Genomic DNA, 12,386 nt, shown 5'->3' on the forward strand with positions numbered 1-12,386 from the left:
CGGCATGACATCCCCCAGCATGAGCCGACGGACCGTCACCAAGGCCGGCCTCCTCGCCGCCGCACTCGCCGCCCTCACCCCGGCCACCGCCCGCGCCACCGTCCCCGCCACTGTCGGCGCCACCGCCCCGGGCGACCTCGTCCTCCGGCTGCCCGCGCCCACCGGCCCGTACCGGATCGGCGCCACGACCCTGCACCTCGTCGACCCGTCCCGTAACGACCCCTGGGTGCCCGCGATCGGGGTACGGGAGGTCATGGTCACCGTCCTCCACCCGGCCGGGACCGTGCGCGGGTATCCGCGCGCCCCGCAGCTGACCCCGGGAGCCGCGGCGCTCTTCACCGGCCTCGCGCCCTGGACCCGCGGGCTGCCCGCGGCCGGTGTCGACTGGGCGGCCACTCGCACGCACTCCCACACCGGCGCCCCCGTCCTCCCCGGCCGATGGCCCGTGCTGCTCTACAGCCCCGGTGGCGGCGACGCCCGCACCATGGGCACCTCGCTCGCCGAGGAACTGGCGAGCCACGGATGGGCCGTCCTCACCGTCGACCACCCGGGGGACGCGAGCGAGGTGGACTTCCCCACCGAGCGCCCGGGCCGCGACAAGGTGCGCCAGACCGTCTTCTTCGGCCCACCCGACGCCGAGCAGTTCCGCGCCATGATCGACACCCGGCTCGCCGACATCCGTTTCGTCCTCGACCGGCTCGAAGCCCTGGAAGGGCCCCTCGGCCGCGCCCTCGATCTGGGGCGGGTCGGGATCTACGGGCACTCGGCCGGTGGCACCGTCGCCGCCCAGACGCTGTACGACGACCGGCGGATCGCCGCCGCCGTGAACCTGGAGGGCTATCTGGACCGGACGGACGGCGAGCTCTTCCCGGTCGCCCGGTACGGCGTCGACCGGCCGCTGCTCCTGCTCGGCACCGACGGCTTCCGTGACGAGCGGCTCGACCGCTCCTGGGCCACGATGCTCGCCCACCCCGAGGGCCGTACCCGCCGGCGGCAGCTCGACGACGCGGACCACTGGGTGTTCACCGACTACGCCGCTCTCGTGCCGCAGCTGCACGCCGCCGGTCTGATGACCGCCGCCGACCGCGTCCGGCTCGTCGGCGCGGGCGAACCGAGGAGGTCCGTGCCGGCGGTGCGCCGGCAGGTCCGCTCGTTCTTCGCCCGGAATGTCCCACCCGGCGGTCGGCCGGCGGCCGCCCAGTAGATTGGGGGCGTGCTCTCCAGTCTCACGCGCAACCGTGCCCTCGCGCTCTGCGCCCTGCCCGTCGCCGCGCTCTTCGCGGTCGTCGGGCTCGCGCCGCTGCCGTACGCCATCGCACAGCCCGGCACGACCGCCGATGTGCTCGGCAAGGACAAGGGGCGTGAGGTCATCACCATCAGTGGCGCCCCGGTCCGTCCCACGGAGGGCAAGCTGCTGATGACGACCATCTCGGCCACCGGACCGAGCGTGGACAACGACTTCGGCGACGTCGCCGACGCCTGGTTCCGTACCGACCGGGCCGTGCTGCCGCGCGACTCCGTCTACCCGCCGGGCAAATCGGACGCCGAGGTCGAGAAGCACAACCTCGGCGAGATGAAGGAGTCCCAGGACGCGGCCACGCTGGCCGCGCTCGGCTATCTGAAGCTCGACCCCAAGGACGTCGACGTCACGCTCCACCTCGCCGACATCGGCGGGCCGAGCGCCGGGTTCCTGTTCTCCCTCGGCATCGTCGACAAGCTCGACGGCGACGGCTCGGGCGGCGACCTCACCGGCGGCCGGACCGTCGCCGGTACGGGAACGATCGCGCCGGACGGCACGGTCGGCGCCGTCGGCGGGGTCTCGCTGAAGACCCAGGCCGCCGGGCGGGACGGGGCGAGCGTCTTCCTCGTGCCGAAGGCGGAGTGCTCCGACGCGCAGGCGGAGCTCCCGAAGGGGATGAGGCTGATCCCGGTCTCCACGCTCAGCGACGCGGTGTCGTCGCTCCGGGCGCTGGAGCAGGGCCAGGAAGCGAAGATTCCGAGCTGCTGACCGGCTCGGCCTTCGGCGGGGCCTCCATCGCGCGCCAGGACGGGAAGACCATCGGGGCGAGCGTGGCCAGGAAGTAGGCCCCGCCGAGCGCGAGCAGCGCCGTCACCAGACCGGTCCCCTCGACGAGCTGCCCGGCGGCGAGACCCCCGAGCGGGGTGGCGAGCAGCACCCCGGCCGTGGTCACCCCGGAGACCCGGCTGCGTAGCTCGTCGGGGACGCGTTCGTACGCCACGGTGGCCAGGATCGGGTTGAGGAGCCCGGCCCCGAAGCCACCCGCCGCCATGGTGACGAGCAGCGGCAGCGTGGTGTCGGTGAGCGCGGCGACCACGTAGGGCGGGGCACCGCACAGCACGAACCCGGCCGTGAAGACGGCCCGGCGCGGGAAACGGTGCCCGACCGCCGCGTACGACAGCGCTCCGAGCAGCGCGCAGCCGCCGAAGACGGAGACGAGCAGGCCGAGGGCGGCGGAGCCCCCGAGGTTCTCCCGGGCGTGGACGGGCAGCAGGACCGAACTCCAGCCCTGGTTGAGGCCGTTGGTGACCATCACCATCAGGACGATGCCGAGCATCAGCCGGGAGCGGAGCACGAAGGTGTACCCCTCGCGCAGATCGGCGCGGTAGGCGGTCAGCGAGAAGGGGGCCGGGTCCTGCTGGGGTGCGGCGGACGGTATGCCCCGGAGGCCGGTGAGCACCAGCAGGGCGGAGAGCCCGAAGGTGAGGGCGTCGAGAATCAGGACCGTGTCCGCGCCGAGGACGGCGATGAGGACGCCGGCGAGGGCGGCGCCGGTCATCCGGGCGCCTCGGGAGACCGCGTCGTAGAGGCTCGCGGCGCGGGGGAGCGGGGTTCCCGCGCGGCGGGCCAAGTCGGGGATGAGGACGGAGCGGGCGGTCTCGCCGGGCGCGTGGAAGAGGCCGGTCACGGCCATCAGCGCGCACAGTATCCAGAACTCCAGCACGCCCGCGCGGTGCAGGAGCGGGATGGCGGCCAGCGCGAGCGCGCAGACGAGGTCGGAGACGACGCTGATCCGGCGGCGCCCGATCCGGTCGATGAGCGGGCCGCCGACGATCGCGGAGACGACGACGGGAACGGCCGCGCAGAAGGCGACCAGGCCCGCCTTTCCGGGGCTGCCCGTGGTGTCGAGCGCGAACCACGGGACGCCGATGAGGGTGAGCGAATTGCCGGTGATGGAGATGGCGTTGGCGGCCAGGACGGTGGCCAGTGGAGCACGTCCCCCCGGCGTGCTCATGCGGCGAGCGTGACCGGCCGGGGGGTGGCGGGGACGGCGAGGCGGAGACCCAACGTGACCAGGGTCCAGCCGAGTTGGGTACGTATCGGGGTGCGGGGGAGCGCTTCGGACGCGGCTCGGTGGAGCTCGGCGGCCCGGAGATGGTGCAGCTGAAGATGGATGTCGGCGTGCATGGCGGTGTGACCCTTTCCGTCGATTCCGTCAGTGCTCGTGCTGCGGGAACGAGTGCAGGTGCATCCGTACGCGGGCGGCGCCGGGCGCGTCGCGGGCGGCGCTGTCCTTGTAGCTGTCGATCAGTTCGTGGATCTTCGCGTTGAGCTCGCGCAGCCGCTCGGGCGGGAGCGTCAGCGTGAAGTCGCTCATGTCGGTGGAGCCGGCCCAGACGTCGTCCCAGTCGTGGCGGGTGCCGAGCCAGGTGTTCAGCTCCTGGGTGTGGATGGTCGCTATCTCGTGCAGATAGACCTCCATCGCGCCCCGGACCTCGGGGTCCGCGTTCCGGTGCAGCGACTCGTCGACGGCCGTCCCCTGCTGGGCCGCCTTCCACCAGCGCTCCCGGCCCTTGCCCTGGGTCGGGTCGTCCTCGACGAAGCCGTGCGCGGCGAGCTGGCGCAGGTGGTAGCTGGTCGCGCCGCTGGACTCACCGAGCCGCTCGGCCAGTTGGGAGGCGGTGGCGGGCCCGTGATGACGCAGGGCGCGCAGCAGCTGGATCCGGAGCGGGTGGGCGAGCCCGCGCAGGGAGCGGGGGTCGAGTGTGCGGCTCAGGTGCTTCTCGGGCTCGGACATGAGGCAAGCCTAGAGTTGCAAAGAACTCATTGCAAGGGCTTTTTTGCAACTACTTCTTTGCAAGCGATCCTCTGCAAGCACTCCTCTGCAACTCAGTCGACGTCCGTGGCCGCCTGCTCCACCAGCGGGATGATCCGCAGCGGCACGGGGTTCTCCATCACGATCGCCGTGGAGGCCCGCACGATGCCCTCGAAGCGGACGACCCGGTCGATCACCCGCTGGAGGTCCGCGTTGGAGCGGGCCACCAGGCGGCAGAGCATGTCCCCGTGGCCGGTGGTCGTGTGCAGTTCGAGCACTTCGGGCACGGTCGCCAGATGGCCGCGGACGTCGGCGCCCTGGCCCTGCTTGATCTCCAGCGTCGCGAACGCGGTCACGGGATAGCCCAGCGCCGCCGGATCGACCTGCGGGCCGAACCCGCGGATCACCCCGTTGGCCTGGAGCCGGTCGAGCCGCGCCTGCACCGTCCCGCGCGCCACCCCGAGGCGGCGCGAGGCCTCCAGGACCCCGATCCGCGGCTCCTGCGCGAGCAGCACGATCAGCCGGCCGTCCAGATGATCGATCGCCACAGCGACCTCCTCATGGTCATCCTGTACAAGTACTCCGTCCATACTGGCTGGTCGCTGTGCACATTGCCCAGTCAGGAGGCGAACTATTGCGCAGCTTGCCGATCGGCGGGACTCTGCCGTCATGACTGAGACCATCGATCACACCCCTTCCACGGCGCGGCAGGCCGATCCCTTCCCCGTGAAGGGCATGGACGCGGTCGTCTTCGCCGTCGGCAACGCCAAGCAGGCCGCGCACTACTACTCCACGGCCTTCGGCATGAAGCTCGTCGCGTACTCCGGACCGGAGAACGGCAGCCGCGAGACCGCCAGTTACGTCCTGACGAACGGCGCCGCCCGCTTCGTGTTCACCTCCGTCATCAAGGTCGCCACCGACTGGGGCCGCTTCCTGGCCGAGCACGTCGCCGAGCACGGTGACGGCGTCGTCGACCTGGCGATCGAGGTGCCCGACGCGCGCGCCGCGTACGCCTACGCCGTCGAGCACGGCGCCACCGGCCTCACCGAGCCGTACGAGGTGAAGGACGAGAACGGCACCGTCGTCCTCGCCGCCATCGCCACCTACGGCAAGACCCGGCACACCCTCGTCGAGCGCTCCGGCTACGACGGCCCGTACCTGCCGGGTTACGTCGCCGCCAACCCGATCGTCGAGCCGCCGGCCAAGCGCACCTTCCAGGCCATCGACCACTGCGTCGGCAACGTCGAGCTCGGCAAGATGAACGAGTGGGTGGCCTTCTACAACAAGGTCATGGGCTTCACGAACATGAAGGAGTTCGTGGGCGACGACATCGCGACCGAGTACTCGGCGCTGATGTCGAAGGTCGTCGCCGACGGCACCCTGAAGGTGAAGTTCCCGATCAACGAGCCGGCGATCGCGAAGAAGAAGTCGCAGATCGACGAGTACCTGGAGTTCTACGGCGGCGCGGGCGTCCAGCACATCGCGCTGGCGACGAACGACATCGTGGCGACGGTGCGTTCGATGCGCGCCGCCGGTGTCCAGTTCCTCGACACTCCGGACTCGTACTACGACACCCTCGGCGAGTGGGCGGGCGAGACCCGGGTGCCCGTCGAGACGCTGCGGGAGCTGAAGATCCTCGTCGACCGCGACGAGGACGGCTACCTGCTGCAGATCTTCACCAAGCCGGTCCAGGACCGCCCGACCGTCTTCTTCGAGATGATCGAGCGCCACGGCTCGATGGGCTTCGGCAAGGGCAACTTCAAGGCCCTGTTCGAGGCGATCGAGCGCGAGCAGGAGAAGCGCGGCAACCTGTAGTCCGCAGCGGCCGACGGCCCGGGGCGACCGCCCCGGGCCCGTCGCCGCGAGCACCCGGGGCCGCCCGGGGCGCCTCCGTGCGCCGGCACGCTGCGGCGCCCGCGGGGGTGGCGCCGGAGCGTGCCGAGGCAGTTCCCGCCACCCCGCCCCCGTGTGGGCAACTGTCCCGCTGGGGCTGGGGTCCCCCCGGACGAAGTCTGGGGGAGGGTGGGCGCACGGGACGGCGCCCTTGCCGGGCCCAGGCCCCCGGTCCGTACGGTGCCCACGGGTACGGCGCCGTCGTCGGGTTGTGCCCACCCGTTCCGCCCTGCGGAACGCCTGCCCACAACCCCGGAGGGGTCAGGGCAGCTGTGCCTTGGGCTTTGTCGGCGGGTCTCGCCGCAGCTCCTTCGGGAGTTCCGACGGGGGGTCGCCGAGGGCTGTCGCGGACTGGCGGGCCCTCGGGGCCAGTAGGGGCGAGAAGTTCGGGTTGATCCGGAGCGCCTCCGCCAGGTGGCGGCGGGCCGGGCCGTACGCCTCCAGCGCCCGCTCGATCTCGCCCCGGTGGTACGTGAACAGCGCGCTCCGCAGCCCCTCGTCCGTCGCCCTCTTCGCGTACTCCAGCGCCTCCTTCGGCTCCCCCGCCCGGTACAGCGCCCACCCCAGCGCGTCCGCCACCTGCACCGACCGGTGACCGCGCGCCCACTCCGCCTTCAGTCGCCGGACCGCCGCGCCCGCCTCGCCGTGGTCCGCCTCGAACAGGCCCAGAACCGCCTCCGCGTTGACCCACGTCCGCGTCCGCAGCAGCTCGTACTGGCTCCGCGCGTCCTCGTCCAGGCCCAGCGACTCGTACAGCTCGCCCGCCTCCAGGACGTACTCCGGCAGCGGCAGCCGCGCCAGCGCCGCCCGGTAGTCGACGATCGCCTCGTCCGTACGGCCGAGCGCCACGAGCGCCCGCGCCCGCCCCGCCAACGACGGACCGTGGTCCTTGACGAGCCCCAGCGCCGAACCGTGCTGCGCGAGCGCCTCCTCCGGCTCGCCCCGCTCCCAGGCCAGATCGCCGAGCCGGGCCAGCGCCGCCGCCTTCTCCACCTCCGTCTCCGCCTGCGCCACCGCGTCGCTCGCCGCCGCCGTCGCGTCCTCCCGCCAGCCCCGGTCGCGGTACATCTGCACCGCCCGCGCGCGCACCGCCCCGCCCGTGTGCAGCTCCTCCAGCGTGGCGAGCGCCTTCTGGGCGGACTTGTACTCCCCGAGCCCGTTGTACGCGTCGATCAGCAGCGGGTACGCCGACCAGCGCTTCGGGTCCTCCTTGCGGACCGCCTCGCCCCAGGTCCGCGCCGTCCGCCAGTCGCCCCGCGCGTTCGCCAGGGCGCCGAGCCCCAGCTGCGCGTCGAGGTTCCCGCGCCCCGCCGGCCGTACCTCCAGCGAGCGCTTCAGCGCCCGCTCCGCACGTGGGTAGTACGAGGCGTCGCCGAGCCGTGCGCCGCGTTCCGTATAGGCCGCGCCCAGCACGGCCCATGACGCCTCGTCAGTCGGGTGCGCGGTCAGCCACTTCTCCCGGTCGCCGATGAGCGCGGCCAGATCGGGCAGCGAGGCCGGCGCTCCCGCGTTCGCCGCGATCGCCGCCCGCGCGGCGGCGCCGGGGGCGGGCGGTGTCCCGTCGTCGAACAGGCCGGGGGCGAGATCGGGGGCGTACAGCAGGGCCGTCGCCGCGAGCACCGCCCCCACCCCGGCGGCCAGGACCGACCTCGACACGTTCTCCGTCTTCATGCCGCTCACTGTGCGCCTGTACGAAGAGCACACGAAGCGCCCACTCCGGCGGGTTCACACCGATGGCCCCGGGTGCCACGCTGGACGCATGGACGATCTTCTGACGCGGCTCCACACGGACCTGCGCGCGGGCCTGCCCGCCGAGGCGCTGATCACCGACCCGGACGTCACCGCCTCCTACGCGAACGACATGGCGAGCTTCTGCACGGCCGGCACCCCCGCGGTCGTCGTGCTCCCGCGCACCGTCGAGCAGGTCCAGCACGTCATGCGCACCGCGACCGCGCTGCGCGTCCCCGTCGTCCCCCAGGGCGCGCGCACCGGCCTGTCCGGCGCCGCGAACGCCTCCGAGGGCTGCATCGTGCTGTCCCTGGTCAAGATGGACCGCATCCTGGAGATCAACCCGGTCGACCGGGTCGCCGTCGTCGAGCCGGGCGTCGTCAACGCGGTCCTGTCCCGGGCCGTCAACGAGCACGGCCTGTACTACCCGCCGGACCCCTCCAGCTGGGAGACGTGCACCATCGGCGGGAACATCGGCACCGCGTCGGGCGGCCTGTGCTGTGTGAAGTACGGGGTGACGGCGGAGTACGTCCTCGGTCTGGACGTCGTCCTCGCCGACGGGCGGCTGCTCTCCACCGGCCGGCGCACCGCCAAGGGCGTCGCCGGTTACGACCTGACCCGGCTCTTCGTCGGCTCGGAGGGCAGCCTCGGCATCGTCGTCGGCGCGACCCTCGCGCTCCGGCCGCAACCGCCCGTACAGCTCGCGCTCGCCGCCGAGTTCCCCTCTTCGGCGGCGGCCTGCGACGCCGTCTGCGCGATCATGGAGCGCGGCCATACGCCGTCTCTGCTCGAGCTGATGGACGGCACCACCATCCGCGCCGTCAACAAGCTGGCGAACATGGGGCTGCCGAACACCACGGAGGCGCTGCTCCTGTGCGCCTTCGACACCCCGGACCCGGCCGCCGATCTCGCGGCCGTCGGGGAGCTGTGCGCGGCGGCCGGGGCCACCGAGGTCGTCCCGGCCGAGGACGCCGCCGAGTCCGAACTCCTCCTCCAGGCGCGCCGGATGTCGCTGACCGCCCTGGAGACGATCAAGTCCGCGACGATGATCGACGACGTCTGCGTGCCGCGCACGAAGCTGGCCGCGATGCTCGAGGGCACCTCCGCCATCGCCGCGAAGTACGACCTGACGATCGGCGTCTGCGCGCACGCGGGCGACGGCAACACCCACCCCGTCGTCTGCTTCGACCACGCGGACGAGGACGAGTCGCGGCGGGCTCGGGAGTCCTTCGACGAGATCATGGCGCTCGGTCTGGAGCTGGGCGGCACGATCACCGGCGAGCACGGCGTGGGCGTGCTGAAGAAGGAGTGGCTGGCACGGGAGTTGGGGCCGGTGGGCGTGGAGCTGCAGCAGGGCATCAAGCGGACCTTCGACCCGCTGGGGATCCTCAACCCCGGAAAGCTGTTCTGAACGACCCCTCACAGCTCCCCCTCCTGGGACTCGTCCGACGGCCACGGGTCGCGCAGCCACAGCTCGTCGGCCGGCGCGGTGGTGGCCAGGAGCTCGGCCAGCCCGTCGTCGATGCCGAGCTGCTCGGACTCGGTGCCGGGCGGAACGGCGCGCAGGGTCCGCTCCAGCCATGCGGACACCTGCGCGGAGGGCGCCTCGAGCAGCGCGTCGCCGTCGGGGGAGGAGAGCGCCATCAGGACGACGTTGCGCCCGTCGACCTTCGTGGGCCAGATGCGGACGTCTCCGTGACCGCACGGCCGGAAGACGCCCTCGACGAGGAGCTCGCGGGCGAACGTCCAGTTGACGGGGTGGTCCGAGCCGATGTGGAAGGTGATGTGCACGGCGTACGGGTCGTCGGTGCGGTAGGCGAGCCGGGCGGGCACGGGGATGGAGCGCTCGGGGGAGAGCACCAGCTTCAGCTCCAGCTCGCGCTCGACGAGGGTGTTCTCGGTGTTCTGCATGGTGTCTCCGCCTCTCCGGTACGGGGCCCCGGGTGGGCCCGCACAGGAAGAGAGCGGGGTGGGCGCCGGCCATTACGCGACTTCGGAGAATTTTTTCGAGGAGTTTTTCGCGGCCCGATCCGGGGGGATCGTCGGCCTGAGCGTGACGGTGAGTGGCGGGTTCTGTGGGTATGTCGCTCGAAGGCGGGTTTCTGTCGGCCTCCTTGTTCCCGGGGCGGCGTTCTTCGTTACTGTCCTCCCTGAGACAAGCGTTGTGACGGAACGGAGTCGGGGCAGTGGCTACTCCTCCTGGAGGCGGCGGAGAGGTACCGCAGGCCGGGTACTACCCGGACCCGTCCATTCCCGGATATATCCGGTACTGGAACGGGGGCGCCTGGGTGCCCGGGACGAGCCGGCCCGCGCCCAAGGACGGCGAGGCGCCGCCGGCCGCCCCGGCCGGGGTGATGCCCGCCGGACCGGCGCTGGCCCCGAACCCCTCGCCCGCACCCGTGGTCCCCTCCACTCCGGTGCCCGCCGTGGAGGAGACCGGGCCCGTCTTCCTGGACGAGGAGCCGCTCACCGAGACACGACCCGAGCCCGAACCGGCCTCGGCCTGGCAGGCGGACGTCTCGCGCCAGACCGGCTTCGGCGGCGACCGTGACCAGCGGGTCTCCTGGGGCGCGCCGGACGCGGAGCCCGCGACCCGTACGGGAGCCCAGGGTTCCGGCGCCGGCGAGCGGCCGCAGGCCCAGGTGCCCGCGCAGGATCCGCGCGTGGCCGCCGGGCGGGGGACGAACCCCGCGCCCGCGCCCGGACCCGCCGCGCGCCCCGCGGCCACGTCCCCGGCCGCCCGGCTCGGCGGAATGCCGGTGACCCCGGCTGCGGCCGCCGACCCGACGGGCGGCGCGCTGCCCGGCGTACGGCAGGCGAAGCCGGAGGCGCAGGCCCAGGTGCCGGAAGGCACGATGACGATCCGCGCCCTCCCGCCGCAGGGCGCGGCGGGCGCGCAGGCTTCCCAGGCCGTACGGGCGCCGCAGGGCGGTCAGCTCGGTCAGGGCGCGGGCGGCGCGCAGGCCACGCCGGCCGCGCAGGGCCCGCAGGCCCTGACGGCCCCGCAGGGCGCGCCCGGATCGCCCGGCGCGCAGAGCCCGCACGGCACCCGGGAGGCGTCCGGTGCGCTCGGCCCGCAGGCGCGGCAGGGCAGCGCCCAGGCCCCGCACGTGCCCGGCCAGGCCGCAGCGGCCCCCGCCCCCGCCCCCGTGACCACCGGCCCCGGCGGCGGTGCCCCCTCCTGGCCCCAGCAGGTCCAGCAGCTCGCGCAGCCCGCCGCCGCTGCCGGCCCGCAGGCCGAAGCGGAGCCCGTCCTCCCGTGGAAGCCGCCCGTCGAGGACCCGTTCCTCCAGGCGGCCCGGGCCCAGGCCGCGGCCCGCCCCGCCGGTCTCGGCAAGCGCCTCGTCGCCCGGCTCGTCGACACCCTCGTCCTCGGCGCCCTCGTCGGAGGGGCGTCCTTCCCCTTCGTGGTCCAGGCGCTCGACCACATCGACGCCAAGATCGAGGCGGCCAAGCAGTCCGGGACCACGGTCCAGGTCTGGCTCCTGGACGGCACCACCTCCCTCAACTTCGGGATCGTGCTCGCCGCCCTCCTCGTCCTCGGCGTGCTGTACGAGGCGCTGCCCACCGCAAAGTGGGGCCGCACGCTCGGGAAGAAGCTCTGCGGTCTCCAGGTGCGGGACATCGAGGCGCACGAGCCGCCGACGTTCGGTGCGGCCCTGCGCCGCTGGCTCGTCTACAGCGTCCTGGGGCTCCTGGTCCTCGGTGTCCTCAACGTCCTGTGGTGCCTCTTCGACCGCCCCTGGCGGCAGTGCTGGCACGACAAGGCGGCGCACACCTTCGTGGCCGGTTAGCCGGAGGGCCGTCGGCACCGGCCCGTCGGCACCGGTCCCGTCGGCACCGGCCCGTCGGCACCGGTCCCGTCAACACCCGGCCCGTCAACGCGAGGCCCGTACGGCGGTCCCTCGAACGGGCGGCGATTCCTTGCGGGGCACTGCCCCGCGGGATGCACTGCCCCCATGAGCAACGACCAGCCGACGTCCGGCCAGCCGCCCGAGGACGACCCGTTCCTCAAGAAGCCGCAGGAGCCCACGCCGCCGTCGGCGGGCTCTCCGTACGGGAGCGAGCCGCCTCCCCCCGAAGGACCCCCGCCCGGAGGTCCGCCGCCCGGAGGCCCCTCGCCGGGGGGCCCGCCGCCCGGCTCCCCGTACGACAACGTTCCGCCGCCGCCCCCGCCGTACGGCTCCCAGCCCTACGGCGGCGGGGGCGGTTACGGCGGTACGGATCCGCTGGCCGGGATGCCGCCGCTCGCCGACTCCGGCAAGCGCATCCTCGCGCGGATCGTCGACTGGCTGATCGTCGCCATTCCGCTCGCCGTCATCGGCATCCCGTTCAACGTCTACGACCGGGCGACCGACAGCGACGACTTCGGCGACACCATCACCGCGACGAGCACGGGCACCGGTCTCGTCTTCCAGCTCATCACCATCGTCGCGTACGTCGGGTACGACACCCTGATGGTGGCGAAGAGCGGCCAGACCTTCGGCAAGAAGTGGATGAAGCTGCGGGTCGCGATGCTCAACGACGGCTCCACACCGCCGATGAACGCCTCGCTGATCCGCGCCGTCGTGCTCTGGCTGCCCGCGCTGATCTGCTGCGCCTGCCTGTGGCCGCTGCTCCTGCTCATCCTGATCCTGGTCGACAAGCCCTACAAGCAGGGCCTGCACGACAAGGCGGCCAAGACCGTGGTGGTGTCCGTGCCGCAGTAGG

The 12,386-nt window shown here is 73.0% G+C and carries 12 protein-coding genes; 6 read left to right on the forward strand and 6 right to left on the reverse strand.

All coding sequences use genetic code 11. From position 1 onward, the window contains the following. Nucleotides 1-4: 4 nt before the first annotated feature. Together ACFV9D_RS16690 and ACFV9D_RS16695 are read left to right on the forward strand one after the other, a co-directional pair. Nucleotides 5-1,204: an alpha/beta hydrolase family protein gene (locus ACFV9D_RS16690; protein WP_385146068.1), complete on the forward strand. Its 1,200-nt coding sequence runs from the start codon at nt 5-7 to the stop codon at nt 1,202-1,204. Nucleotides 1,205-1,213: 9 nt separating this feature from the next. Beyond that, entirely contained in the window at nt 1,214-2,008 is a 795-nt protein-coding gene (locus ACFV9D_RS16695) for a S16 family serine protease (RefSeq protein ID WP_385146070.1), read from the forward strand. Here the strand turns inward: ACFV9D_RS16695 and ACFV9D_RS16700 are convergent. The 4 genes from ACFV9D_RS16700 to ACFV9D_RS16715 form a co-directional block, all read right to left on the reverse strand. Further along, complete coding sequence (locus ACFV9D_RS16700) at nt 1,941-3,254, reverse strand: MFS transporter (RefSeq protein ID WP_385146072.1); 1,314 nt, start codon at nt 3,252-3,254, stop codon at nt 1,941-1,943. The genes ACFV9D_RS16695 and ACFV9D_RS16700 overlap by 68 nt on opposite strands. Next, the gene (locus tag ACFV9D_RS16705) at nt 3,251-3,427 is read right to left on the reverse strand and encodes a hypothetical protein (RefSeq protein ID WP_385146074.1); all 177 of its coding nucleotides are present in this window, start codon (nt 3,425-3,427) and stop codon (nt 3,251-3,253) included. The genes ACFV9D_RS16700 and ACFV9D_RS16705 overlap by 4 nt, the downstream gene beginning before the upstream one ends. Before the next feature lie 28 nt (nt 3,428-3,455). Then, a complete protein-coding gene (locus ACFV9D_RS16710) occupies nt 3,456-4,037 on the reverse strand; it encodes an ArsR/SmtB family transcription factor (RefSeq protein ID WP_385146075.1) in 582 nt (193 codons plus the stop codon). Between the two features lie 92 nt (nt 4,038-4,129). Continuing rightward, nucleotides 4,130-4,603: an Lrp/AsnC family transcriptional regulator gene (locus ACFV9D_RS16715; RefSeq protein WP_385146077.1), complete on the reverse strand. Its 474-nt coding sequence runs from the start codon at nt 4,601-4,603 to the stop codon at nt 4,130-4,132. 121 nt (nt 4,604-4,724) lie between these two features. Between ACFV9D_RS16715 and hppD the strand changes: the two genes are divergently transcribed. Continuing rightward, a complete protein-coding gene (hppD, locus tag ACFV9D_RS16720; RefSeq protein ID WP_385146079.1) occupies nt 4,725-5,870 on the forward strand; it encodes a 4-hydroxyphenylpyruvate dioxygenase in 1,146 nt (381 codons plus the stop codon). A 339-nt stretch (nt 5,871-6,209) separates the two neighbouring features. On the opposite strand, the gene ACFV9D_RS16725 is transcribed toward hppD, so the two are convergent. Further along, the gene (locus tag ACFV9D_RS16725) at nt 6,210-7,619 is read right to left on the reverse strand and encodes a tetratricopeptide repeat protein (RefSeq protein WP_385146081.1); all 1,410 of its coding nucleotides are present in this window, start codon (nt 7,617-7,619) and stop codon (nt 6,210-6,212) included. An 88-nt stretch (nt 7,620-7,707) separates the two neighbouring features. Here ACFV9D_RS16725 and ACFV9D_RS16730 point away from each other — a divergent pair, with 88 nt between their 5' ends. Next, nucleotides 7,708-9,087 (forward strand): FAD-binding oxidoreductase, encoded by a 1,380-nt coding sequence (locus ACFV9D_RS16730; RefSeq protein ID WP_385146083.1) that lies wholly within the window; start codon nt 7,708-7,710, stop codon nt 9,085-9,087. 8 nt (nt 9,088-9,095) lie between these two features. On the opposite strand, the gene ACFV9D_RS16735 is transcribed toward ACFV9D_RS16730, so the two are convergent. Continuing rightward, nucleotides 9,096-9,587: an SsgA family sporulation/cell division regulator gene (locus ACFV9D_RS16735; RefSeq protein WP_385146085.1), complete on the reverse strand. Its 492-nt coding sequence runs from the start codon at nt 9,585-9,587 to the stop codon at nt 9,096-9,098. A 275-nt stretch (nt 9,588-9,862) separates the two neighbouring features. On the opposite strand from ACFV9D_RS16735, the gene ACFV9D_RS16740 reads away from it, so the two are divergent. Then, nucleotides 9,863-11,470 (forward strand): RDD family protein, encoded by a 1,608-nt coding sequence (locus ACFV9D_RS16740; RefSeq protein WP_385146087.1) that lies wholly within the window; start codon nt 9,863-9,865, stop codon nt 11,468-11,470. A gap of 165 nt (nt 11,471-11,635) precedes the next feature. Then, entirely contained in the window at nt 11,636-12,385 is a 750-nt protein-coding gene (locus ACFV9D_RS16745; RefSeq protein WP_385146089.1) for an RDD family protein, read from the forward strand. Nucleotide 12,386 lies beyond the last annotated feature (1 nt).

The organism is Streptomyces sp. NPDC059875, assembly GCF_042731085.1.
Lineage (GTDB): Bacteria > Actinomycetota > Actinomycetes > Streptomycetales > Streptomycetaceae > Streptomyces.

Excerpts from the sequence above, each read along its gene's own strand:
- ACFV9D_RS16735 (WP_385146085.1), bottom strand. The coding sequence starts at position 9,587 with ATGCAGAACACCGAGAACACCCTCGTCGAGCGCGAGCTGGAGCTGAAG.
- ACFV9D_RS16690 (WP_385146068.1), top strand. The coding sequence starts at position 5 with ATGACATCCCCCAGCATGAGCCGACGGACCGTCACCAAGGCCGGCCTC.
- hppD (WP_385146079.1), top strand. The coding sequence starts at position 4,725 with ATGACTGAGACCATCGATCACACCCCTTCCACGGCGCGGCAGGCCGAT.
- ACFV9D_RS16710 (WP_385146075.1), bottom strand. The coding sequence starts at position 4,037 with ATGTCCGAGCCCGAGAAGCACCTGAGCCGCACACTCGACCCCCGCTCC.
- ACFV9D_RS16700 (WP_385146072.1), bottom strand. The coding sequence starts at position 3,254 with ATGAGCACGCCGGGGGGACGTGCTCCACTGGCCACCGTCCTGGCCGCC.
- ACFV9D_RS16745 (WP_385146089.1), top strand. The coding sequence starts at position 11,636 with ATGAGCAACGACCAGCCGACGTCCGGCCAGCCGCCCGAGGACGACCCG.
- ACFV9D_RS16725 (WP_385146081.1), bottom strand. The coding sequence starts at position 7,619 with ATGAAGACGGAGAACGTGTCGAGGTCGGTCCTGGCCGCCGGGGTGGGG.
- ACFV9D_RS16705 (WP_385146074.1), bottom strand. The coding sequence starts at position 3,427 with ATGCACGCCGACATCCATCTTCAGCTGCACCATCTCCGGGCCGCCGAG.
- ACFV9D_RS16730 (WP_385146083.1), top strand. The coding sequence starts at position 7,708 with ATGGACGATCTTCTGACGCGGCTCCACACGGACCTGCGCGCGGGCCTG.